The sequence below is a fragment of the Helicobacter labacensis genome (genome assembly GCF_003660285.1).
GTDB lineage: Bacteria > Campylobacterota > Campylobacteria > Campylobacterales > Helicobacteraceae > Helicobacter > Helicobacter labacensis.
In genome coordinates this window covers 17,590-39,386 of the sequence record NZ_QXQQ01000014.1, presented here as the reverse complement: position 1 = coordinate 39,386, position 21,797 = coordinate 17,590, and the positions used below count along the sequence as shown (strand labels likewise).

The 21,797-nt window shown below is 46.1% G+C and carries 24 protein-coding genes and 1 pseudogene; 20 read left to right on the top strand and 5 right to left on the bottom strand.

All coding sequences use genetic code 11. The features are described 5' to 3' along the window. Nucleotides 1-286 precede the first annotated feature (286 nt). Nucleotides 287-562, top strand: coding sequence for a hypothetical protein (locus EAO33_RS05545; RefSeq protein WP_235853077.1), 276 nt, complete (start codon nucleotides 287-289; stop codon nucleotides 560-562). After that, nucleotides 562-1,680 carry a hypothetical protein gene (locus tag EAO33_RS09230; protein ID WP_205589514.1) on the top strand — a complete coding sequence of 373 codons (1,119 nt, stop codon included), beginning with the start codon at nucleotides 562-564 and terminating at the stop codon, nucleotides 1,678-1,680. The genes EAO33_RS05545 and EAO33_RS09230 overlap by 1 nt, the downstream gene beginning before the upstream one ends. Before the next feature lie 26 nt (nucleotides 1,681-1,706). On the opposite strand, the gene EAO33_RS05535 is transcribed toward EAO33_RS09230, so the two are convergent. Next, complete coding sequence (locus EAO33_RS05535) at nucleotides 1,707-2,474, bottom strand: tetratricopeptide repeat protein (protein ID WP_120945751.1); 768 nt, start codon at nucleotides 2,472-2,474, stop codon at nucleotides 1,707-1,709. Nucleotides 2,475-2,679: 205 nt separating this feature from the next. On the opposite strand from EAO33_RS05535, the gene EAO33_RS05530 reads away from it, so the two are divergent. The 4 genes from EAO33_RS05530 (at nucleotide 2,680) to EAO33_RS05515 (ending at nucleotide 4,219) form a co-directional block, all read left to right on the top strand. Next, entirely contained in the window at nucleotides 2,680-2,967 is a 288-nt protein-coding gene (locus EAO33_RS05530; protein ID WP_235853076.1) for an iron transporter, read from the top strand. Then, a complete protein-coding gene (locus tag EAO33_RS05525; RefSeq protein WP_120945749.1) occupies nucleotides 2,960-3,406 on the top strand; it encodes a tetratricopeptide repeat protein in 447 nt (148 codons plus the stop codon). Before EAO33_RS05530 ends, EAO33_RS05525 begins: the two co-directional genes overlap by 8 nt. A 38-nt stretch (nucleotides 3,407-3,444) precedes the next feature. Continuing rightward, the gene (locus EAO33_RS05520; RefSeq protein ID WP_235853075.1) at nucleotides 3,445-3,660 is read left to right on the top strand and encodes a hypothetical protein; all 216 of its coding nucleotides are present in this window, start codon (nucleotides 3,445-3,447) and stop codon (nucleotides 3,658-3,660) included. Nucleotides 3,661-3,847: 187 nt separating this feature from the next. Then, complete coding sequence (locus EAO33_RS05515; RefSeq protein ID WP_162982210.1) at nucleotides 3,848-4,219, top strand: hypothetical protein; 372 nt, start codon at nucleotides 3,848-3,850, stop codon at nucleotides 4,217-4,219. Between the two features lie 290 nt (nucleotides 4,220-4,509). On the opposite strand, the pseudogene EAO33_RS05505 reads toward EAO33_RS05515, so the two are convergent. Beyond that, nucleotides 4,510-5,672: pseudogene (locus EAO33_RS05505) on the bottom strand (helicase HerA domain-containing protein); the annotation flags it as partial. Nucleotides 5,673-5,946: 274 nt separating this feature from the next. Between EAO33_RS05505 and EAO33_RS05500 the strand changes: the two are divergent. Genes EAO33_RS05500 through nadE form a run of 3 tightly spaced genes read left to right on the top strand, consistent with a single transcriptional unit; the run spans nucleotide 5,947 to nucleotide 7,761 of the window. Then, a complete protein-coding gene (locus tag EAO33_RS05500; protein WP_120945745.1) occupies nucleotides 5,947-6,480 on the top strand; it encodes a hypothetical protein in 534 nt (177 codons plus the stop codon). 36 nt (nucleotides 6,481-6,516) lie between these two features. After that, the gene (locus EAO33_RS05495; RefSeq protein ID WP_120945743.1) at nucleotides 6,517-7,005 is read left to right on the top strand and encodes a hypothetical protein; all 489 of its coding nucleotides are present in this window, start codon (nucleotides 6,517-6,519) and stop codon (nucleotides 7,003-7,005) included. Further along, nucleotides 7,006-7,761 (top strand): NAD(+) synthase, encoded by a 756-nt coding sequence (gene nadE, locus EAO33_RS05490; protein ID WP_120945741.1) that lies wholly within the window; start codon nucleotides 7,006-7,008, stop codon nucleotides 7,759-7,761. On the opposite strand, the gene EAO33_RS05485 is transcribed toward nadE, so the two are convergent. Beyond that, nucleotides 7,758-8,000, bottom strand: a complete 243-nt coding sequence (locus EAO33_RS05485) for a CiaD-like domain-containing protein (protein ID WP_235853074.1) — start codon at nucleotides 7,998-8,000, stop codon at nucleotides 7,758-7,760. The two genes, nadE and EAO33_RS05485, sit on opposite strands and share 4 nt — an antisense overlap. A 24-nt stretch (nucleotides 8,001-8,024) precedes the next feature. Further along, the gene (locus tag EAO33_RS05480) at nucleotides 8,025-8,309 is read right to left on the bottom strand and encodes a hypothetical protein (protein WP_120945757.1); all 285 of its coding nucleotides are present in this window, start codon (nucleotides 8,307-8,309) and stop codon (nucleotides 8,025-8,027) included. Between the two features lie 68 nt (nucleotides 8,310-8,377). Here EAO33_RS05480 and EAO33_RS05475 point away from each other — a divergent pair, with 68 nt between their 5' ends. From EAO33_RS05475 to ffh, 8 genes are read left to right on the top strand one after another with little or no spacing between them, the layout of a single operon-like run. Next, the gene (locus EAO33_RS05475) at nucleotides 8,378-9,613 is read left to right on the top strand and encodes a cation:proton antiporter domain-containing protein (protein WP_120945739.1); all 1,236 of its coding nucleotides are present in this window, start codon (nucleotides 8,378-8,380) and stop codon (nucleotides 9,611-9,613) included. A 56-nt stretch (nucleotides 9,614-9,669) separates the two neighbouring features. Continuing rightward, nucleotides 9,670-11,460, top strand: coding sequence for a M3 family oligoendopeptidase (locus EAO33_RS05470; RefSeq protein ID WP_120945737.1), 1,791 nt, complete (start codon nucleotides 9,670-9,672; stop codon nucleotides 11,458-11,460). Next, nucleotides 11,457-11,927: a hypothetical protein gene (locus EAO33_RS05465; RefSeq protein WP_235853072.1), complete on the top strand. Its 471-nt coding sequence runs from the start codon at nucleotides 11,457-11,459 to the stop codon at nucleotides 11,925-11,927. Before EAO33_RS05470 ends, EAO33_RS05465 begins: the two co-directional genes overlap by 4 nt. Next, entirely contained in the window at nucleotides 11,924-13,423 is a 1,500-nt protein-coding gene (locus EAO33_RS05460) for a DUF5644 domain-containing protein (protein WP_120945735.1), read from the top strand. Before EAO33_RS05465 ends, EAO33_RS05460 begins: the two co-directional genes overlap by 4 nt. Before the next feature lie 9 nt (nucleotides 13,424-13,432). Beyond that, the gene (locus tag EAO33_RS05455; protein ID WP_120945733.1) at nucleotides 13,433-13,750 is read left to right on the top strand and encodes a hypothetical protein; all 318 of its coding nucleotides are present in this window, start codon (nucleotides 13,433-13,435) and stop codon (nucleotides 13,748-13,750) included. Between the two features lie 10 nt (nucleotides 13,751-13,760). Then, nucleotides 13,761-14,480: a tellurite resistance TerB family protein gene (locus EAO33_RS05450; protein WP_120945731.1), complete on the top strand. Its 720-nt coding sequence runs from the start codon at nucleotides 13,761-13,763 to the stop codon at nucleotides 14,478-14,480. Continuing rightward, nucleotides 14,480-17,065 (top strand): valine--tRNA ligase, encoded by a 2,586-nt coding sequence (locus EAO33_RS05445; RefSeq protein WP_120945729.1) that lies wholly within the window; start codon nucleotides 14,480-14,482, stop codon nucleotides 17,063-17,065. Before EAO33_RS05450 ends, EAO33_RS05445 begins: the two co-directional genes overlap by 1 nt. Next, nucleotides 17,058-18,395, top strand: coding sequence for a signal recognition particle protein (ffh, locus tag EAO33_RS05440; protein ID WP_120945727.1), 1,338 nt, complete (start codon nucleotides 17,058-17,060; stop codon nucleotides 18,393-18,395). Before EAO33_RS05445 ends, ffh begins: the two co-directional genes overlap by 8 nt. Here ffh and EAO33_RS05435 read toward each other — a convergent pair. Further along, nucleotides 18,385-18,825, bottom strand: a complete 441-nt coding sequence (locus EAO33_RS05435) for a hypothetical protein (RefSeq protein WP_120945725.1) — start codon at nucleotides 18,823-18,825, stop codon at nucleotides 18,385-18,387. The two genes, ffh and EAO33_RS05435, sit on opposite strands and share 11 nt — an antisense overlap. A 72-nt stretch (nucleotides 18,826-18,897) precedes the next feature. On the opposite strand from EAO33_RS05435, the gene EAO33_RS05430 reads away from it, so the two are divergent. Genes EAO33_RS05430 through rimO form a run of 3 tightly spaced genes read left to right on the top strand, consistent with a single transcriptional unit; the run spans nucleotide 18,898 to nucleotide 21,784 of the window. Continuing rightward, nucleotides 18,898-20,016 carry a pyridoxal-phosphate-dependent aminotransferase family protein gene (locus EAO33_RS05430; protein WP_120945723.1) on the top strand — a complete coding sequence of 373 codons (1,119 nt, stop codon included), beginning with the start codon at nucleotides 18,898-18,900 and terminating at the stop codon, nucleotides 20,014-20,016. A 9-nt stretch (nucleotides 20,017-20,025) separates the two neighbouring features. Then, nucleotides 20,026-20,493 carry a phosphoribosyltransferase gene (locus tag EAO33_RS05425; RefSeq protein WP_120945721.1) on the top strand — a complete coding sequence of 156 codons (468 nt, stop codon included), beginning with the start codon at nucleotides 20,026-20,028 and terminating at the stop codon, nucleotides 20,491-20,493. Beyond that, nucleotides 20,483-21,784, top strand: coding sequence for a 30S ribosomal protein S12 methylthiotransferase RimO (rimO, locus tag EAO33_RS05420; RefSeq protein ID WP_268877468.1), 1,302 nt, complete (start codon nucleotides 20,483-20,485; stop codon nucleotides 21,782-21,784). The genes EAO33_RS05425 and rimO overlap by 11 nt, the downstream gene beginning before the upstream one ends. Nucleotides 21,785-21,797: the final 13 nt, after the last annotated feature.

Genomic DNA, 21,797 nt, shown 5'->3' with positions numbered 1-21,797 from the left:
GACCTTTTTCATCCGGAGTTGGCTTCTGCCAATCAAAATTTTTTGCAAGATCAGATCATGCGTTCTATGGATATCAAGGTGCAAGATTTAGACTTATGGACAACTTATTACGATGCGCGCACCCTTGCTTTCTTGGGGGGATTATAAAGATCAATACGCTTCCAACATGGAAGATTATTGGCTTGTTATTAGCAATGTGCACGAAATCAAAAACCCTTCTGGTGTTCCTTTATTTTTTGTGGTGCGTGACCTTGATGTCTATAAGGTTGCAAAGGCAATAAATGGCATGAAAACAGCGATGCAAATGATTCTCCCTAAATACCCCACCCCCTGCTTACAACCCCAGTATTTAAACAAAGAGGCTAGGGCAACTTGCTTGCAAATTTTTAAGCAACGCACCTACAACCCCCAACCCTTACAAAAATACCTAAAGTCTTTGCGTTTGATCTCCATTGACAACGCCCCCTGTGTGTATCTTAATTCTAAGGACAAACTCCAAACTTTCAAATCCAACAGCGCAATCTGTCTTACTTTACAAAAAAACCTAAACAAGGCATTTTGATGATCCGCTTGCTTTTTATCTGCTTGGTGGTGGCTACTCTGCACTCTAAAGCCTTAAGCCCAAAGCCCCCCTCTTTGCTCCAAGCCATCAGCAAAATCCAAAACCTCGCGGTGAAGATCGATCGGAGATGCCAAGATCCTAATGAGGGAATTTATCGGTGTGATTATTTCTACCAATTTGCCCCCACACTTGAAAAACTAGGCATGGCTTTTGTCAACCAAATCCCCCTCTTACAAGCCCTCAAACCCCACAATAAAACAGAAGCGCGCTTGATTGATCAGATTAAGGAGATTGAAATGCTCCATCTCTATTTGTTGATCTATGGGTCTATCAGCCAAAAAATCCCCCCCTCCCAAGTGCTCCAAGATTTTTTAGCCATTTTAAAATTTAGCTACGCCCCCTTGATTGAGGCGCATCAACAAGGTTTGGATTTAAACGCCTATGCTAAAGCCCTAGCCACCACGCCTATATCCCTCTCAAAAGTTGTCAATGATGACATGCAAATCCATATTTATGATTACTATGAAAAGGGCATTTGGGATAAGCACGACAAAGAGAAAACCCCTATCCCTAAGATCGTGCAAAATTACGAGCTAGCCGCGCACGCTTGTATCCTTACTGAAGAGGATTGCTGGGAAGAAGTGATCGGATATGCGCAATGGGATTTTGCCTTTAATCTTGTCGTTTGGAAGTTTGAAGCACCTGTTGGTTTAGACATCAATAAGGTTTATCCATTTGCTTATGACCATCTTGTGCGCCGTATTTATAGCTTTTTTTACCATCTCATGGATTACTTCCCCAAAATCAAAGATTACCCCTCCTGCCCTACCTATAATCCCCGCCCTCCTCTTGAGCTAGAAGCTTCCAGCCTTAAAAAACGCCCCTCTCTTTGTCTAGCCCCCCAATACCTTAGCCCCAAAACACAACAAACTTGTTTGCGCCTCTTTGAAGAAAACACCTACGACACAGACGCGCTTAAAAGCTATATCCAAGATTTACGCTTGATCAATATAGATGATAAGCCTTGCTTCTTTTTAGACGCACAAGATAAAATCCAAACCTTTAAGTCTAAAAACGCGCTATGTGTGGCGTTGCAAAGAATAAAATTTTTATGGTGATGACAACTCTTTTGGGGCTTAAAGGACTATTTATTATCTAATGGAGGTTTATGTTGCTTTAATTTCTGAGCATTATCACAGCCTCTTTGGTCGCCTTTTTCACAAGCCTTTTGGAAGCATTCTAGAGCCTTATTTGGCTCGTGTGTATCATAGTAATACAATCTCCCCAAATACCAATAACCATCTAAATCGCCCAAGTCAGCCGCTTTTTGGTAATACGCGATGGCTTTAGTCAAGTTTTTAGGGAAATATATTCCATCAGCATACATGCGTCCCAACTCCACATAAGCTCTTACTTTTTGATAGTATTCTACGCATTTAGAATAATCTTTAGGAATCTCATCTCCACTACAATACATCTGTCCAAAAAGATAATAACCCTCATCATTCCCCATATCCCCCGCTTTTTTAAAATACTGCGCGGCTTTCCAGTCATCTTTAGGAGCGTGGTCGCCATAGCCATAACGCGTTCTATACAGACTCCCCAAGAACAAATAACCCTCAGCATTCCCCATAGCCCCTGCTTTTTCAAAGTATGCTATGGCTTTAGGATAATCTTCCTTTACACCTAGAGGCTCGCTATACATAAACCCCAAACCCACATAACCCCTAGAATCCCCCATATCCGCTAGCTTTTGGTAGTATTTTAACGCTTTAGGATAGTCATTGTCTTGATTAAGCGCCTTTTCTGCAATAGAGTAGTATTGATCGGCTTCTTTACTTGCATGCACACTCCCCAAGCAACACAAACTGATTAAGGCTAGCCTGAGGATGTTTTTAATGGCATTTGTCATTTTTATTCCTTAATTTATTGCCCTTCAATGAAGAAGACATGATAAAGCAAAGAAACTTTGCAACCCTTAATGCTAGAAGTGCCAAACGCCATATTGTGGGGCTCTTGTAGAATCCAATAGGTATTGCAATATAATAGCTGTGATAGACTTGCTCAATAAGGGGCATACTTTTAGACTGGAGTCGTTTTGTTGTTAGGAGTGTAAGATGAAAAAGGCAACGGCGTTTTGCTTGAGGTTGGGCTTAGTTCTCATGCCCTTTGTAACTTTATTTGTGTGTGGTGTGGTGGGCGCGTGGCTGGCTAAGGCTTATCATTCGTGTTTAGCAGTGTTTAGTAAAATAATTCTAGGCTATTTGTCTTTTCTGTCTATTTTTCAGATTTACAAATACACGCGCTGGTCTTTTGGCTGTGCATTGAGTGGGTTTTTTAATGGCTTGGTGGTTAGGGATTTTAAGCCCGTCTTGTTAAGACTAATAAGGAGATTTCTTGGATAAGAGCAATTGGCGCTTTGTTTTGGTGCTAGGGGGGCTATGCTTGGGTGGGGTTTTGGTGTGGTGGATTTTACACTTTTCAAAGGGAGAGGTAGTCGATCCGCATTCCTCTTATGACTATTCTATGTATTCTATGGCTATAGAAGCTTATAAGAAAAAAGACTACACCAAAGCTTTGCAATACTTCCAAAAAGCAGTGCAGATGGGGGATGCCGCTGGTTATTACGGCTTAGGGCACATGTACCAACAAGGACAGGGTACCCCTATAAACTACGAAAAATCTATACAAAACTACCAAAACTATGTTAGAGCTTTGGCGCACTTTCAAAGGGCTTGCGATGTGGGGGTAGAGACAAGCTGTGCTACAGCTAAGAGACTAAGAGATATAGGTAGAAGACTAAAAAAGTTAGATCCAGATTGGCCTTGGCCAAAATCAAGATAGCTTCTAAAACAGGCATGTATGTATGAGTGATAACGATGATGCATAAGCTCAAAGCGTTTTGTTTGGGGTTGGGGTTAGCTCTTATGCCCTTTATCACTTTATTGATGTGTGGTGTGGTGGGGCAGGGTTGGCTAAACCATGCTATTTTCTTTTGGTGTTGTTTAAGCGTGGTGCTCTTAGGGGAGTCTTTTTTGCCCCTTGTTAAGATTATCAGTATTGCGCGCCTAGTAAGGGCTGGGCTTGGGGTTGCATGATTAGTGGGGTTTTTAATGCTCTAGCTGTGGTGGCTTGGTATGCCTTATTTATTTAAGCCTTGCGCACACTATGTAAGGATTCATGTTGAAAAATTTTCTCTTGTTCTTGGGGTTAGTGTTGATACCCCTTATAATTGTGTTTGTGTATGGTAGATTGGAAAATTTTCTCTTTTTCTTGGGGTTAGTGTTGATAACCCTTATCATTTTGTTTGTGCGTGATAGGTTGGATTTGGAGCGTTGCAAGCAGATCGATCGCCTAGGGAGGTTTTTATTAAGATTTGTATTTGGACTTTCGCTGGTCATGGCACCTTTTTTGACGCTTTATGTGTGCGCTAAAGTAGGGGCTGAATTAGCTTATTATGGGCATGAGATTTTAGCACTTGTGAGCGCGCCCCTTTGTAGTTTGCCATTCTTTGGGTCGATTTATGGGGTTTATGAGGAAACAAAACCTAGTCGGATTTGGAAGGTGGCTTGTTTGGCAATCGCTGGGCTTAATGGGGTGATTTTAATAGGAGGCATGGGTCTTGCTGCATATATTTTCTTTGGTCCGCATGATTAAGGTTATTGTTCCAGTTTGCTATGCTAAACCTCTAAAGCGTTCTGCCATTCTCTCAAATTCTAGGCGTTGTTCTAAAAGCTCAGGCATTAAGACTTCTAGTTGAGATAGTGGTACATGCACATGGCGATTTTCTCATTTCATGGAATTTGTCTGAACAGCCGTGTAGCAAGGCAAAAATGCCCAAGAATAAGAGTGTGAGGGCTAGATTCAACAGGGTGATAGAGAGATACTTTCTCCATTTACTTTTCTTATCCACGCACATACACCTCCCGCCAATTTTCCCCATATTACTTGATCAAGCGGTTGATATGCGCCACACTACTGGCATTAGAGCTAAAGATGGGCAGGTATTTGCCCAGAGCAGCCAAGCTCACATCCACCACATTAGAAGTGCTATCATTCATATTTTTAACAAGGATTTGGTGGCTAGAGGTATTAGTGTTCTCTAAGAAATTGCGCTCAATATCGCTGAGTTTGATGCCAAAATCGTTTTTGAGCTTCTCTGTGTCAATGTTTTTTTGTGGATAGAAGATGAGTGTGCCCATATTTTTGATAAAGCTACCTGCGTTCTTCACTTCATCTAACTGGTTAATGTCTTGCAAGGCTAAAACAATCACCCCATTAGCCTTTCTAGTCTGAGTGATGATGAGATTAATTTTTTCATTCATCAGCGCATTTTGCGCATAGGACTTGAACTCATCAATGAAACAGAAGAAACCTCTATCTAACCGCAAAGCCCTACGGATTAACTTGTAAAAGATATAATAGGCTAGCAAACCTGCATCTTTTTGGTTATTGATCACAGAGTCCATTTAATGGTGGTGATACGGGTTTTAAACTCTAAACAATCCTCTCTAGCGTTGAAAATGGGATTATTCAAATAGGGCATTAAGGTTTCTTGGATTTGTCCTGAACGCGTCTTAATGAAAGTGTTGGTAAATTCCTCTAAAGTGTAAGGCTCATAAATGCCCTGCTTTGCTTTGTCTTGGTGTTCTTGATACATGCTCTCAATCGCCTTGAGCACGGCATTCTGATCTTCTGTGATTTCTTTGTCTCTCCTATTGGTGGTTTCAATGCCCAGCATATAGGTGTAGAAACTCCACAAAAAAGAAACATTTTCTTTAGAATTTTCTAAGGTTAAAGGATTGATAAAAAACTCCTCATCATTGTTATACACGCTCCCAAAGTATTTGGTGAAAGAATACAGCCCATTGAGCCTATCTAAGGCTAAAATGTCTAAATTGGAGTATTTCAAGGCACTCATCATTAAATAGCTCATTAAGGTTGTCTTGCCTGCTCCTGTTGCTCCAATGATCATGATATGTCCATTGACCCTAGCAATATTGTGGGCTAAAACGCCTCTGTGTTGGACTTCTTGGTTGTGGAAATTGAACAGATAGGGGGAATGATCTAAGTTCTTAAATACACTCAAGGGCATATCCCCCCAAGAATGTGGCAAAGCAACATGGTTTCAAGGAGGATTTAGAAATTCTAATTGTGTGGATGAATTTAAAAGCGCGCTAAAATTTTTACCACTCTTTGAAATCATCTAGGTGTTCTCAACAGATGGTTGAGGATTTTTTGCAGAAAGAGTTTGGACAGTGGCGTTTATGTGGCATTAGGGGATTTAGGTTAGAGTGCCAAGCGATCGCAAAGATATGTGATCGCTCCTTTGCTCGGGTGTTTTGGCACGGACACCCTAAAATTAAGCTAGGGGGTGTTGGTTTATGTGTGTTGGAGTCCATAAACAAATCGTCTTCATAAAAGCGGTGTTTTGGGTAGTGGCACTTACATCTGTTTTGTGCGCCCTAGATTCAACCCAGATTAAAGAATGTTATAAAGACTTGGGCAAGGATTGCGGGTTATGGACAAAGGGCTTTGATCAAATTGAGCAAATTGTGATTCATCCGGTGAAAATAGAGCTCACCCAAGAGCAAATTAAAGCAGTACAGGGAAGCGAAGAGATTAAGGGGTGTTTAGCATGGCACTTTACCCCAAAGAGTTTAAAAGAGTTTTTTAGAAGAAGTGAAACCTATCCAATCTCACCCCGTCATGACTATGACGATTTGATTTGCCACATCAAGGGGAGTTTTATGCTAGAGGGGCAAAAATACACCTTTGACATTAATGGGGGCGGGCATTTTGAGATTTACGATTCCAAGGGCAAGGTTTATTACTTGGGTTGTAGCTCTTATCGTTATACAGACTCTGGGGATATTGTTCCTAATCCCAAATGCGCTAAGTTTTTACCGGATTTTTAAATGCACGCTTTAATTGCAATATTTATCCAAGGGGCTTTGGCAAGCTCTCTTGCATTAGCCCTAGATTCAGCTCGAGTTAAAGAATGTTATCATGTTTTGGGGGAGGACTGCGGGTTATGGACAAAGAGTTTTGATCAAATTCAAAAGATTGTGATTCACCCGGTGAAAGTAGGGCACAACGAGCAAGACAGAAAAGAAATCATCGCTAGAGAGGGAGAAGAATTTGCCAAGCGGTGTTTGGCATGGCACTTTACCCCTAAGAGTTTAAAAGAGTTTTTTAAGACAAGCGAGACCTATGAGAGCTCGCCTTATATAGACTACGAGCAATTCCCTTGCTACATCACGGGGAGTTTTGTCTTAGAGGGACAGAAATACACCTTTGAGCTCGATGGGGGTGGGAGTTTCACTATCCAAGATCGCAAGGGCAAGGTTTATTACTTGGGTTGTAGTCCCCTATTGTATGGTGCAGCCTCTGGAGACACCACCCCCAATCCCAAATGCGCTAAATTTTTACCGGATTTTTAGATGAACAACACCCTAGATCAACTTCTCGTATTTTTGCAAACCCAAAGCGCACAAAGGGGCTTTGATCGTTTTTTAGTGGGGATGAGCGGGGGGGTGGATAGCGCGTTGGTGGGGGTGTTGTGCCAAAGAGTCCTGCCCACCCACGCGCTGATCATGCCTGCTACACACTCCTCCAGCGCGCTAGAGGATGCAATCGCGCTGTGTAACCACTTTAATATCCCCTACACACAACGCCCCATCGCGCCTTATGAGGCATTATTTAAAGAGCAAAACCCCGATGTGAGTTTGGAGCGTGTGGGCAATTTCTGCGCGCGCATGCGCATGAACTTACTCTATGATTTTTCTATGGAGATCGGGGCGTTAGTAGTGGGCACGAGCAATAAGAGCGAGATCATGCTAGGCTATGGCACGCTGTTTGGGGATTTGGCATGGTTGCTTAACCCTATTGCCCACCTATTTAAAAGCCAAGTCTATAGCCTAGCCCAAGAGCTAGGTATTCCTAAACATATCTTAAACAAACCCCCCAGCGCGGATCTTTACAACGGACAGAGTGATGAGGCGGATTTGGGCTTTGCTTATGCGCAAATTGATCCGCTCTTGCAAGAGATCAGTGCGCGCTGGGATAACCCGGCACACATTGATACCAACGCGCTCTGTGATCTAGGTTTTGCGCCTAACTTAGTAGCTAGTATTGTAAGCAGGGTGCAAAAAAACGCCTTTAAAAGCCAGCCTCCTGCTTGTCCTTTGCCCTTTTAGTCTTGTTGGTAAGTCTTCAAGCGTTCTTGGACCACATAGAGTTGGTATTGCAGGTAATTGAGCACTAAGTCCAACTTGGTGGGTAAGTCCTTGATTTGGTGCGCTCTAAGCCCTTCAAACAAAAGCAAAGTCTTTTGCTCCAAATCCCTTAAAAAAGCCTGTTCTTCTTGGGGGGGATGTTCAAAGGAGGGGGGCTGGGGACTGGGGGGGGGTCTTGGTTTCTTTTTGACCAATCTCATCTAGAGTTTGAGAAACAATACTTCTTAGTTCCATTGCATTAACCATTGTTCGATCGCGCGCAACTGCGCGGGCTGTTCGGCTTGGATGAATAATTTCTGCATCTTTTGCATTTCAAAGCGTTGCAAGGGGGCGTATTGCCGGAATTGGGCACGCGCGTCGGAAGGGCTGGGGGAAGCCAAGCGCTTACACCCCTGCAGAGCCTCTTTGTTGTGGGGGTCTTTTTCTAACACACTCTTGTAAACTTCTAAGGCTTGGGATTTCAACCCTTGTAATTCATAAACGCTAGCTAAAGCGATTGTCTTTTCCACGCACACTCTCCCTGTTTGTCGGTTTATTATATAATGCGAGTTTTTAAGCATTGCTTTAATGGATCGTTATGGAAATACATGCGCTTTACATGGTTGTTGCAGGATTGGGTTTGAGTGTGGTTAGCGGTCTCTTACTCAAACGCTTGGATATGCCCATTATCATCGGTTATATTTTAACAGGGCTGGTGATTGTAGCCATCTTCCACATTGAAGATTTTGAATCCCTCTCTGAAATCGCGGATTTTGGGATCGTTTTTTTGATGTTTATGATTGGTTTAGAATTCAATTTTGACAAACTCAAGACCATGAAACAAGAGGTGCTGGTTTTTGGGGGGTTACAGGTGGTGGTAACTTCCTTGTTTTTCATGGTCTTTGGTTACTATGTCATGGGGTCTTCTTGGGGGTTTTCTCTGGTGGTGAGCATGGGTTTTTCGCTTTCCTCAACGGCTATTGTGCTGAAGTTCTTTGAGGAGAGTAAACAGCTTGGGAGCGCGATGGGTAAAATCGTGGTGGGGATTTTGATCTTCCAAGACATCGCGGCTATTCCTATGCTATTAATTCTCATGCTCATGGGCGATGCGAGCGCGAATTTCGTTACACTCCTAGTTAAAACCGCGATCTCGGCGAGTATTATCTTATTGATCCTACTGCTACCGGGCAAACAGGTTGCCACAAAAGTGCTCAACCTAGCTGCTGAGAGCCGTTTGCCCGAATTATTCATGGCGACTATTTTGTTGATTGTCTTTGGGGCAGCGAGTCTAAGCCATCTCTTTGGTTTTTCTATGTCTTTGGGGGCGTTTGTGGCAGGCATGGCGATCTCCAAATCGCGCTATCGAGTTAGAGTGCAGGACGAATTTGCCCCCTTGAAAAATATCTTCCTAGGGCTGTTCTTTGTAACCGTGGGGATGCAAATCAACTTGCCATTCTTGTTTGAAAATTTCTTTGCAGTGGTGTTGCTATTGAGCATGACAATGTCTTTGAAGATCGCCTTGCTGTATTTCTTGTTACGCTTCTTTAAGGACACCAAAACCTCCATTAAAACCGCGCTATCTTTAGCCCAGATCGGAGAATTTGCCCTAGTGGTGTTTTTGACAGCTAGCAAGCAACATGTGTTAAACCTCAAAAAGCACGAGGGTTTTTTAGCCTTCTTGAATCAAAAGGGGATCATCCATGTCGTGCCCCAAGACATCCAGCAATTCTTGGTGTTGATGATCATCTTTTCCATGCTAGCTACACCTTTTATACTCAAATACCTAGATCCCCTAGCTAATTTCATTTTCCACAAGGAAACGCCCAAAAATTAGCCCAAGTGTGATAAATCATGCTAGAATAGCTCTAAACCACCCAAAAAGGAGTGTTAATGAGTTCTACAAAAGTGAGCAAAAAGCCCCCCACTCAAGACCCCAAAGCCCCTAGCGCGCTAGAACACCGCTGGGATTTGGGCGCGTTGTTTAAGGATTTAGACGACCTAGACAAGCACATCGCTAATCTAGACAAGAAGGTCAAAGCCTATGAGAAAAAATATGCCAACGCCTTTAGCCAGTTGGAAGCAGGCGGTTTCAAAAAGGCGATGGAAGATTATGAGGAACTTAGCGAAGGCATTTCTAGGGCGATGGCTTATGTGTCCTTGATCTTTGCTAGTAACACGGACAAGAGCGATCTGTATTCTAAGTACGAATTGCTGTGCAATGATCTAGGACAGCATCTCTTGTTTGTGGACAATGAATTCTGCGCGCTGGATAGCCAAAAGCAAGAGGAGTTGATCCAAGCCACCCCCAAGTACGCCTACATGTTGCGCCTACTCTTGAAACAAAAAGCCCATATTTTGAGCTTGCCCGAAGAGAAGGTGTTGCTAGCTACCTCCAGCGTGGGCGTGGACGCGTTCTCTAATCTCTTTGACAAAGCCCTCACCGCGTTGAAAATCCCTTTCCAAGACAAGCTTGTCAGTGAAGAGGAGATCCTCTCAGAGTTGCACAACCCCGATCGCAAATTGCGCAAAAAAGCCCAAAAAGCCCTGACAAAAGCCTTGAAGAAAAACGAGCTAGTGCTCACCTATGTGCTCAACATGGTGCGCAAAGACCTATACATCGGCAATAAGCTGCGCCACTATGAAACTCCCGAGAGTTTCCGCCATCTCTCTAACCAAATCTCTCAAGCCAGCGTGGACAGCATGCTAGAGATCGTCAATGATCATTACGCCCTAGTGCATCGTTACTACAAACTCAAGGCTAAAATGCTAGGTTACAAGCTCAAGGATTACGATCGCTACGCTCCTTTGGACACCAAGGAAAACCCGGTAACCTACCAAGAAGCCCTTAATCAGGTGCTAAAAGCCTACAGAAACTTCTCTCCCAAGTTTGCCAATATTATAGAAAATGGCATCGCGCATGGTTGGGTGGATTCGCACCCTAGGAGTGGCAAGCAGGGCGGGGCTTTTAGCGCTAGCACCGTGCCTAGCGCGCACCCCTTTGTGTTACTCAACTTCACCAACAACCGCCGTTCTGTCTTCACCATCGCCCATGAGTTTGGGCATATGATCCATCAAGAATTGAGCAAAGAGGTGGGCTACTTCAACACCAACACCCCTCTAACCACTTCTGAAACCGCGTCCGTCTTTGGAGAAATGCTCTTGTTTGAGAGTCTGAAACAGAATTTGGACAAAAAAGAGCTCAAGGACATTTATGCGGGCAAGTTAGAAGACATGTTTTCGACCATGTTTAGGCAGGTGGTGATGACCAATTTTGAACGCCGTATCCACGCCACACAGGAGGAACTCAAGGCTCAGGATTTCGATGCCATGTGGCAGGAGGAAAACGCCAAGATGTTTGGCAAAAGCGTTAAACTCACCAAGAATTACGCGCGCTGGTGGAGCTATATCCCCCATTTTATCCACTCACCCTTTTATTGCTACGCCTATAGCTACGGGCAACTACTGGTGTTAGCCCTTTTTGGCTTGTATCGCCAACAGCAAACCCCCGCCGATCGCAAGGCTTTTGTGGAAACTTACACCAACTTTTTGAGCAAGGGGGGAAGCCAGAGCCCTGAGGAGCTAGTGGGCATGTTTGGGCTAGACATTCAAGACAAGGAATTTTGGAAAATTGGCATGGGCGAGGTGGAAAAAATGCTTGGCGAATTTGAGGCGTTGCTTTGAGAGATTTAGCAGCCCTTTACAACGCGATGGCTAACCAGCACTGCCTAGATCATCTCTATTTTCTGCATAGCCACCGTGTGAATTTCAGCGTGTTTTGCGATCTCTCTAAAGTGCGCTTTGAACCGCTATTGCCTAACGATCTCTTTGAGAGCTTTGGTTCTTTTGTGCTGTTCGTGCTGGCCGGCTACACCTTTGAAAGCTTAAAAATTCGGCGCTTGCGCCAAGAGATCAGCTTTGAAGCGGGTTTGGGCGATAATATTGAAACCACGGTGCATATCGCTTTAGAGGGCATTGTGCAGATCATCACCAAGGATAAAAACGATGCCAATGTGGTGCTTTTCAACCGATCGGACGCGCCCAGTATTTTTGGCGATGGGGGGCAAACCCAAATCCAAGATTCCAAAAATGCCTTTTTAGCCGATCCTAGAAACCAACAGGCATTAGAGCTTTTACAAGGCAAAAAATGAGTGTGTTGCGCTTGCACATCAAGGTTTTTAGATTTGATGCCCTCAAGGACTACAACCCCTCCTACCAATTAGCCCAAGTAGAGTACACCCCTAGTTGGCGTTTAAGCGATGTGCTAGCGCATATCCCCTTGCAGGATTTTAGCTACGATCGCGCGCATTTGGGCGTGCGCCTCAACCAGGTGGCAGTCTTTGAAGACGCGTTAGTCCCGGATTTGATCGCGCAGTTTGGCAGGGAGTGGGTGCTTGAGCCCTTGAGCTTGAAATACGCCCGTCATGATCTACGCATGGACGAACAGGCGATCTTAAGAGATTACCAACGCTTCTTACACAGCGCGCCCTTCCTCACCCAAGAGGAACGCGAGGAATTAGCCAGATACACCAATATCAACTTTATCCAGCCCCATTACCCAGAGGGTTACTATGGCGATGGCTTTTTTTTGTATGTCAAATGGCTCATAGGGCGTTACCCGCACCGCGCTAAAACCCTACTGCAAAGTATCGCCGATGCCAAATACGGGGTGATGGGTTTTGTGAGTCCCAAACCCTATCTCTACCCGCCCAGCGATCGCATCGAAGAGGAAATCTACGATCTGCAAAAATGGCTAATCCAAGCTTCTAATTGCCCCATTGCCAATAATACATGGGCACGCTTGGGTAAGGATTTGCAGGCTAAATACCAATTTAAAACCCCGCATCTCTGTCAAGATCAAGGGGATTTTTTGCTCTTTAATGGTTACGAGAAAGCCTACAATAGCGCGCCTTTATTGCAGAGCGCAAAAGCCTTACTAACCCGTTTAAATTTACGCGTGCTGGAGGCAGAGTGTTGTTTTGATGGGGGGTATTGGGGGCGTTTGGGGGATTTGGAGCAATTTTTAAGCGCGAACGCCTATAACTTAGCCCTAGCCCAAAAAATGGGTGTGCCCTTGCTCTTATGCGATCACGATGCCTACACTAACGCGCTTTACGCCAAAGAACTCTTAGAAGATGAGGCACTCAAGGAGAAAGTGAATCAGAACCTAGCCCCCTATGGCTTGGAATACCAGCAGGCGAATTTAGTCTATCTAAACGCCTATTTGCTAGAGAATACCCCCACCCCCACCAACCTATTTACAGAGTTTTCTAGTGTGCTCTTTGCCCCAGATTGTAGCGATTATGGCGCGATCTTTAAAACGCTCAAATTAACTTACCACGCCCCTCTCTTTGCTAAACAAAGCCTTACGCACCTATTAGACACCAACGCCTCTTTAGCCTTAGAACGCTTTGGGGCGTTGCGCTATGAAGCCATTGATTTGGGCGCGGATTTCTTGCTCACCACCTCCTTAAGCCAATTTCACATGCTAGATACCATGGCTAAAAAGGCTTCTAAGGCGCATAGTCGCGATCATGACAGCACCAGTGTGCTGTTTTTGGCGCAGTTAGTTTTGCTGGGTATGGGCGAGCTTGATCCCCAAATCTTAGGGCTACACACCCACCAACAGCCCTTTGTTTTCTTGTAAGGGGGCGCGTTGCAATTAGGGCTTAAGATTCTCTTTGCGGCCGCGCTGGGTATGGGTTGGTATGGTATCAATGGCGAGGAATCCGCTGAATTCTCCTTACTCATTTTCCTATTCGTCCTAGTCTTGTTATTACTCAAGCCCATCACTTTCCAATCGCCCGAAAAGCGCGAGGATTATATCCAGCAACTCCAACGCAATATCGAACGCAAGCGCGAACTCAAAAACAAAGAGCGCGCCGAGAAAAAGCGCATTTCTCAAGCGGCAGTCGATCGCGACTACAAAGAACAGCGCGAGAAACACAATCGATCGGACAATAAATTCTTTTAAAAGTGAAGCGATGATAGAAATGATTTTAGTCATAGCGGTGGCAGTGGTTTTACTCTATTTGTATTACACCCTGCAAGAATACCTTAAAAACCCCCTGCACGCTCCCACACCCACCCCAAAGCCCCAAGAACCCTTGAATGTCTATCCTCTGCCTAGCCCTGAACAAAGTCTAAGAGAGAGCGAGTCTGGAGTGGTGGTGCTCTTGTTAGGGCGCGCGACCACTGGCATGCCTGATAGCCCCCTCAAACAAGCCTTGATCACCTTGTTTTTGACCGACTTAAGCCAAAATAGTGGGGTCTCTTTGGAACAACTCCAAGAACTCTACAAGACTACAGATAAGCCTGATCTAGAGGAGCTATGCGCGCAATTCTTAGAGGTCGCGCATGGGGAGTATAAAAAACGCCTTAAATTGGTAGAATTTCTCTTTGTATGTGCCTATACACAGGGTGCTTTGCAAGAACAGAGTAAGGAAATCTTACTCGATGTGGGCGCATTCTTGCGCCTAGAAAATAGCGATTTTAACGCGCTCTATGAGGGCTTTGAATCCCTAGCGCATCACAAGCCTTACAAAGTGATCCTAGCCAAAATCCCCGATTATTCCGCCTTTGAAGCACAAGTGGCGTTGCACTATCTCAATTTTCTGGACGCTAAGAGCTGGCATAAAAGCTATTTGCCCGATCGCTTAGGTGTGTTGTGGCAACTCCAAGAGATTTACCAACAAGGACGCTAATGGATTTCCCCCCTTTTGACCTGCGCTTGGAAAAGCGTTACTACCAACTGTGCAAGGAGCGGGGTTATTTTGAAGTGGGCGCGCAGGGGCGACCCTTTGCGCTCATGATGCCCCCGCCCAATATCACGGGGCGTTTGCATATCGGACACGCTTTAACCTTGAGTTTACAAGATATTCTAGCCCGTTATAAGCGCATGGATGGCTACCGTGTGCTTTACCAACCCGGTTTAGACCACGCCGGGATCGCAACTCAAAATGTAGTGGAGAGAGACCTCTTAGCGCAAGGCGTGTCTAAAGACCAGATTGGGCGCGAGGCGTTTGTGCAAAAAGTTTGGGAGTGGAAGCAAACCTGCATGCACCAAATTGTAGAGCAAATGCAAGAATTGGGTTTGAGTTGTGCGTGGAGCAGGTTGCGCTTTACCATGGACACTGGCTTGCAAAGAGCTGTGCGCATGGCGTTTAAAGAGTGGTATGAGCGCGATCTGATTGTGCAGGATTTCTACATGGTCAATTGGTGCACGAAGGATGGTGCGCTGGCTGATATTGAAGTGGAATATGCCCAAGAGGAAGGCAAGCTCTATCATTTGCGCTATCCCCTAGAGCAGGGCGGCTTTGTGGTGGTGGCGACCACGCGTCCAGAAACCTTCTTTGGGGATGTCGCCTTGATGGTACACCCGCAGGATTCACGCTACCAACACCTCATCGGACAAAAAGCACTCTTGCCTTTAAGTGGGCGTGCGATTCCCATTATCGCTGATGAATATGTCGATCCCGATTTTGGAACGGGTTGTGTTAAGGTAACCCCCGCACACGATCCCAATGACTACGAAGTGGGTAAACGCCACCATTTAGAACCTTTGGTAATCTTTGACACGCAGGGCATTTTAAATGCGCATGCACTAGAGTTTGCCGGGCTAGAGCGCCTAGAGGCACGCCCACGCATCGTAGAGGCTCTGCAAACCCAAGGCTTTATAGAAAAAATCGAGCCCCACACCCACCAAGTGGGCAAGTGCTACCGCTGTAACAACACCATCGAGCCCTATATCTCCAAACAATGGTTTGTGAAAAAAGAAGTCGCGCAAGGCGCGATTGCCAAAGTCAAGGAGGGTTTAGCGCAGTTTTTTCCCCCTACTTGGCGCAATAATTACAACGCATGGATGGAAAACTTACGCGATTGGTGCATCAGCCGCCAACTCTGGTGGGGGCATCGCATCCCTGTTTTTACTTGCGCTAATAGCCATCAATTTGTCAGTGTTGATGATCCCACCTGTTGCCCTGAATGTGGCGATCTACACCTCAGTCAAGACCCCGATGTGCTAGACACTTGGTTTAGCTCGGCGTTGTGGCCCTTTAGCACTCTAGGCTGGGGGCAAGAAAACGCACCAGAATTTGGCACGCGTGATTTAGAGGATTTTTATCCTAATAGCGTGCTAGTAACCGGGTTTGACATTTTGTTTTTCTGGGTAGCGCGCATGCTCTTAGCCGGGGAGAGCTTACTAGGTCAACTGCCCTTTAAGGACATATACTTGCATGCTTTAGTGCGCGATGATAAGGGTGAAAAGATGAGCAAATCTAAGGGGAATGTGATAGACCCCCTAGAGATCATCGCCACGCAGGGGGTGGATAGTCTGCGCTTTGCTTTGGCAATGCTAAGTGTGCAGGGGCGCGATCTCCTGCTCTCAAAAGAGAGTATTGAGCAGGCGCGCCACTTCACCCATAAACTCTACAATGCCACCCTCTTGCTTTGTAAATACGCCCAAGAATGTGGCGCGCAAGCGGGGGAAAGTGTGCTAGGGGCTTATGCGCGCTCAAGACTACACGCCACCACTAAAGAGGTGCGCCAAGCCCTAGATAGCTACCGCTTTAACGATGCGGCGCGCCTACTCTATCGCTTTTTATGGGGCGAATTTTGCGATTGGATCTTAGAGTTTCTCAAGGCGGATAAACAGAGTGCCACTATCCACGCCCTCATAGAAGTCTTTAAAGACGCGCTCAAACTCCTACACCCCTTCATGCCCTTTGTGAGCGAGTACCTTTACCACCGCCTAGAGGGCACTTCTTTAGAAAATGCGCCCTCACTCATGCTAGCCTCCTATCCCACCAATACAGATCGCAATAAAAAGTTAGAAAAGGCCTTTGAGGGTATTAAAGAGGCTTGTACCGCCTTTAGGCGCTTAAAAGTCTTATTAGGCATCGGTGCGCTACCTAAGGGCTACCTCCAAAGCACCTTAAGCCTAGATTCACAAGCCCTAAGCTTTATTAGCAAACTCACCAAGATCGCCCATTTGGAAGTGGTGGCTACCAAACCCCCGGGGGCTTTAAGCGATGTGGGGGAATGGGTGAGCGTACATGTGAGTTTAGAGGGGGTGGATGTAAGTGCCCTAGAGGCGCGCTTACAAGCCCAACTTGTCAAATTAGAGAAAGAAAAAGCGAAACTCAATTTAGATAATCCGCAATTTTTAGCCAAAGCCCCCAAAGAATTACTAGAAAATTTGCGCGCGCGCGCACAAGAAATCGCGCAAAAGAAAAGCCAAATTAAAACTGAACTCACGCTTTTAGAGAGTGCAAAGGACACCCATGTTTGAAGCTTTAAGCGAATCGTTTAAAAACGCCCTAAATAAAATCCGTTTCCAAGACGATCAACAAGCCCTAGAAAAAGCCCTAGACGCGCTGAAAAAATCGCTCTTGCGTAACGATGTGCACCATAAGGTGGTTAAAGAACTCATCGCCCAGATTAAAGACAAAACCTTAGCTAAGGGTGTGGGCAAACAGCAGTTTTTAGACTCTTTGCAAGAGAGTTTGTTAGAAATTTTAAGCGTGCCCGGGAGTGCGAGTGGATTTGTCTACGCCTCCAAACCTCCTACAATTGTGTTGATGTGTGGACTGCAAGGGGGGGGCAAAACCACCACTTGTGGCAAGCTTGCCCACTATCTCAAAACTCGTCAAAAAAAGGTTTTGTTAGTGGCATGCGATTTAGAACGCTTGGCAGCTGTGGAGCAGTTACAGGTTTTGGGCGCGCAGGTGGAGGTAGAAGTGTTTCACCAAGAGGGGGGAGTGCTTGAGATCGCTAAGGGGGCACTAGCGCGCGCACTAGAAGGGCAATTTGATGTGATGATTGTAGATAGTGCGGGGCGTTTGGCTATCGACAAACCCTTGATGGAGGAGCTCAAAGCTTTAAAAGAGTTGCTTAACCCCCATGAGGTCTTTTATGTCGCAGACGCGCTCAGTGGGCAGGATGGCGTGCGTAGCGCTAGCACCTTCCATGAACAAATAGGCATTAGCGGGGTGATTTTAAGTAAGTTTGATAGCGATAGTAAGGGTGGGGTGGCATTAGGGATCGCCTACCAACTCAAAATCCCCTTGCGTTTCATCGGGCATGGGGAGAAAATCCCCGATTTGGACCTCTTTGTGCCCGAGCGCATTGCCAACCGCTTAATGGGCGCGGGGGATATTATCACCCTAGCGGAGAAAACCGCCAGTGTGCTAGACCCCAAAGAGGCTAAGGATTTATCCAAAAAGCTCAAAAAGGGGCAATTCACGCTGAACGACTTTGTCGCCCAGATCGAAAAGCTCAAAAAACTAGGTTCTTTGAGTGCGCTGGTGTCTATGATTCCCGGACTGGGCAATATTGCGGGTGCGCTCAAGGGCACGGATTTAGAAAACTCCGCTGAGATCAAAAAGATCAAGGCTATGCTCTCTTCCATGACTGCCAAAGAGCGCGAAGACCCTAGCTTGCTCAATGGGAGTCGCAAAAAGCGCATCGCTTTGGGATCGGGTTTGGAAGTAGCTGAAATTAACCGCATTTTAAAGCGCTTTGATCAGGCTGCCCAACTGGCTAAAAAACTCAGTGCTAAAGGCGGGGTGTCTAACTTGTTGCAGATGTTGCAACAACAAGGACCTAAGTCTAGTTGGTGAGCGTGTCTAGGTGTTTTTCTAACACCACCATGGTTTGCAGTTGGGTAAGGATTTGACTCATCAAGGGCATGAGTTTTTGTAGGGGCGCGCTACTAGACATATCCCTAGCGATACTTCTATAGCCCTGCAACACCCCCTCTAAGTAGTCAAATAGCGCGTCATTGTGCGCGTAATAGTCTTGCAACACTCTAAAGAGGGTGGCGTTTTCTTTGAAGATCTCCACCACCTGCGCGCTGGTATTTGGGTCTAGCTTTGCTCTATGGGCGCGGATGTCTAGGACAAGGTTGCCAAGCTGATCGTTTAAAATGCTGATATTGCGGTGCATGTCCGCTTGGTGGATCGCCATTTTATGGATGGTATCCTTGATCTCTTGCAAAGAAGCCCCCACACCCCATGAATAAAGCATTAAGCCGATGAGTAGAGCGCGCATGGCATGCCTTTTTGATGCATTATACACCCTTTTATAGTATAATCTAGTTTATTTTGACATGAAGAGGATGTCTTGCAACCCCTACTATTCACCCCCGGTCCCACCCCCATCGCGCCCCAGATCGCGCGCACTTTGAGCCTACCCACCCCCCACCACCGCACCCAAGAGTTTGAAAATGCTTTCGCGCAGGTGCGCGCCCAACTCAAAGAGATGATGGGCATGCAAGAGGTAGTAACTCTGGTGAGCAGTGGCACGGGGGCGATGGAGGCGAGTTTATGCACCTTTGTAGACGCGCACACCAAAGAGCCCAAACTCTTGGTGCTCAATAATGGCAAGTTTGGGGAACGCTTTGGCAAGATCGCCAAAGCCCACCACCTCAACTTTTTAGAGATCAAAAACCCTTGGGACACCCCCATTAGCGCGTCAGAAGTGCTAGCTTGCGTGCAAGAACACCCTAGTTTAGAGGCGATCGCCTTGCAGGCGTGTGAATCTTCAGGGGGGTTGCGCTTGGATTTTGAAGAGATTAGCGCGACTCTCAAGGCACATAATCCTAACTTTTTAGTGATTGTGGATGCGATCACCGCACTGGGTGTAGAACCCTTAGAAGTGGGGCATGTGGATGTGCTCATTGGAGGGAGTCAAAAAGCGTTCATGCTACCGGTGGGTTTGAGCTTTGTGGGTTTAAGCGCGCTTGCGCTCTCTAAATTGCGCCCCAATGGGTATTATTTCAATTTGGCTTTAGAATTGCAAAAACAGCAGCGCAACACCACCGCTTTTACGGCGGGTATCTCGCATGTGATGGCTTTGCAAACCTATTTTGCTTGTGTGGCGGAGTTGGGAGGGTTAGAGGTGCTCTTTGCTAACACAGCCCAGCGCGCGCTAGCCAGTGAACATGCGCTCAAGGCTTTAGGTTTGCAAATTTACCCTAAAACCCCCGCCCTTAGCATGAGCACTATTTATCACGAGCGCGCCCTAGAGATCAGAAAATGCCTGAAAACTTACGGCGTGGTGGTCGCTGGGGGGCAGGATCACCTCAAAGACTTGCTCATACGCATCAATCACATGGGGATCATTGCCACCCATGAGATCGCATGGGTGCTCAATGCGCTCGAACAAAGTTTGGTCGATCTGGGCTTAAGGGCGCGTTTTGAGGGCGAAGCGGTGCGCGCGTTTATGCAAGCTTATTATTAGGAACAACGCGTGCGTCAATACTATGGCTATGCAGATTTTAGGCAGGATGTGGTGGCTTTAGCCAAAAAGGTAGAACAAGACTTCAAGCCCCAAGCCCTTATCGCCATTTTGCGAGGGGGGATGACTTTAGCGCACTTTTTAGGGCTGTATTGGGACATTAAAGAAGTTTATGCGATTAATGCGAGCTCCTATAGCACAGAGCGCACTCAAGGGACACTAGAGATCAGCAATGTGCCCATTCTGCAAACACAACACCAGCGCGTGCTGGTAGTGGATGAGATTGTAGATAGTGGGAAAAGCTTTATAGGGGTGATGGAGATTTTACAAAAACAATACCCGCAGGTGTGCTTTAAAAGCGCGGTCCTCTTTGCGCAAAAAGATGCGCGTTATAAGGCGGATTTTGTGCTCAAAGAGGCTAGGTGTTGGATTGATTTTTTCTGGGAAGTGGACTTACAAGGAGGTTTTTTTGCGCCCTAAACTCTATCTTGTTTCTCTGGGTTGTTCTAAAAATTTGGTGGATAGCGAGGTGATGTTGGGCAAGCTCGCCCATTACGAACTCACAAAGGATTGCACGCAAGCCGATGTGATCATTATCAATACCTGTGGGTTTATCCACTCTGCCAAACAGGAAAGTGTGCAAGTTTTGTTAGAAGCCATTAGCGCGCGCAAAGAAGGCGCGTTGGTGGTGGCTAGCGGGTGTTTGAGTGAGCGTTATAAAGAGGAATTGCAGGCTGAATTACCCGAGATCGATATTTTCACGGGTGTAGGGGATTACGATCGCATCGATGCACTCATTAAAGCCAAGCGGAGCGCGTTTTCTGCCGGTGTGTTTTTGGCAGGCGCGCACAACAAGCGCACTATCACGGGCTCTAAGGTGCATGCCTATGTCAAGCTTTCAGAGGGGTGTAACCAACAATGTAGCTTTTGTGCGATCCCTAGTTTTAAGGGACGCTTGCAAAGCAAGGGGATTGCCCAAATCTTAGAGGAAGTAGAAAATCTGGCTAAACAGGGTTTTAGCGATATTAGCTTCATCGCCCAAGATTCAAGCTCCTATTTGCGCGATCAGGGTGTAAAAAATGGACTAATTGCGCTCATTAAAGCCATGGATGCCCAACAAGCTATCCAAAGCGCGCGCATTTTCTATCTCTACCCTAGCACCACCACCCTAACCCTCATAGACACCATCGCGCACTCGCGCATTTTTGCCAATTACTTTGACATGCCCATCCAGCACATTTCTGACTCTATGCTTAAAACCATGCGCCGTAACTCCAACACCCAAGCGCATCTTAAATTATTAGAACACATGAAAAGCGTGCCTGAGAGCTTTTTGCGCACCACTTTACTCTTGGGACACCCCGGGGAGAGTGAGGAGGATATTAAGATCTTGCAAGAGTTTTTAGAGGACTTTAGTTTTGATCGCATTAATCTCTTTGCCTTTAGCCCTGAAGAAAATACCCGCGCCTACCACATGCCCACTCTGCCCGATAGGGTGGTGAACCAACGCCTAGACACGATCAACGCCCGCGTGCAACAACAAGTCCAAGATTCCATGCAAAAACTCTTGCACCAGCCCATTGAAATCATTGTAGAGGGCTTGAGTGAGGATGGACTCTTTTTAAAAGCGCGCGACAAACGCTGGGGCTTGGAGATCGATGGAGAGATTCTCATCAATGAGAGCGAGCTAGACAATGTGCAACCTGGGTATTACCGCGCCATTTGCCACACCTACCAAGAGGGGGTGCTGGTAGGAAAGATTGTCGCTTGAAGCCCTCTTTAAC

What these genes read in the sequence shown, in the direction of transcription:
- EAO33_RS05545 (WP_235853077.1), top strand. Translation starts at nt 287, where the DNA reads ATGAAAACAGCGATGCAAATGATTCTCCCTAAATACCCCACCCCCTGC.
- EAO33_RS09230 (WP_205589514.1), top strand. Translation starts at nt 562, where the DNA reads ATGATCCGCTTGCTTTTTATCTGCTTGGTGGTGGCTACTCTGCACTCT.
- EAO33_RS05535 (WP_120945751.1), bottom strand. Translation starts at nt 2,474, where the DNA reads ATGACAAATGCCATTAAAAACATCCTCAGGCTAGCCTTAATCAGTTTG.
- EAO33_RS05530 (WP_235853076.1), top strand. Translation starts at nt 2,680, where the DNA reads ATGAAAAAGGCAACGGCGTTTTGCTTGAGGTTGGGCTTAGTTCTCATG.
- EAO33_RS05520 (WP_235853075.1), top strand. Translation starts at nt 3,445, where the DNA reads ATGCATAAGCTCAAAGCGTTTTGTTTGGGGTTGGGGTTAGCTCTTATG.
- EAO33_RS05500 (WP_120945745.1), top strand. Translation starts at nt 5,947, where the DNA reads ATGTGTGTTGGAGTCCATAAACAAATCGTCTTCATAAAAGCGGTGTTT.
- nadE (WP_120945741.1), top strand. Translation starts at nt 7,006, where the DNA reads ATGAACAACACCCTAGATCAACTTCTCGTATTTTTGCAAACCCAAAGC.
- EAO33_RS05485 (WP_235853074.1), bottom strand. Translation starts at nt 8,000, where the DNA reads ATGAGATTGGTCAAAAAGAAACCAAGACCCCCCCCCAGTCCCCAGCCC.
- EAO33_RS05475 (WP_120945739.1), top strand. Translation starts at nt 8,378, where the DNA reads ATGGAAATACATGCGCTTTACATGGTTGTTGCAGGATTGGGTTTGAGT.
- EAO33_RS05470 (WP_120945737.1), top strand. Translation starts at nt 9,670, where the DNA reads ATGAGTTCTACAAAAGTGAGCAAAAAGCCCCCCACTCAAGACCCCAAA.
- EAO33_RS05460 (WP_120945735.1), top strand. Translation starts at nt 11,924, where the DNA reads ATGAGTGTGTTGCGCTTGCACATCAAGGTTTTTAGATTTGATGCCCTC.
- EAO33_RS05450 (WP_120945731.1), top strand. Translation starts at nt 13,761, where the DNA reads ATGATAGAAATGATTTTAGTCATAGCGGTGGCAGTGGTTTTACTCTAT.
- EAO33_RS05445 (WP_120945729.1), top strand. Translation starts at nt 14,480, where the DNA reads ATGGATTTCCCCCCTTTTGACCTGCGCTTGGAAAAGCGTTACTACCAA.
- ffh (WP_120945727.1), top strand. Translation starts at nt 17,058, where the DNA reads ATGTTTGAAGCTTTAAGCGAATCGTTTAAAAACGCCCTAAATAAAATC.
- EAO33_RS05435 (WP_120945725.1), bottom strand. Translation starts at nt 18,825, where the DNA reads ATGCGCGCTCTACTCATCGGCTTAATGCTTTATTCATGGGGTGTGGGG.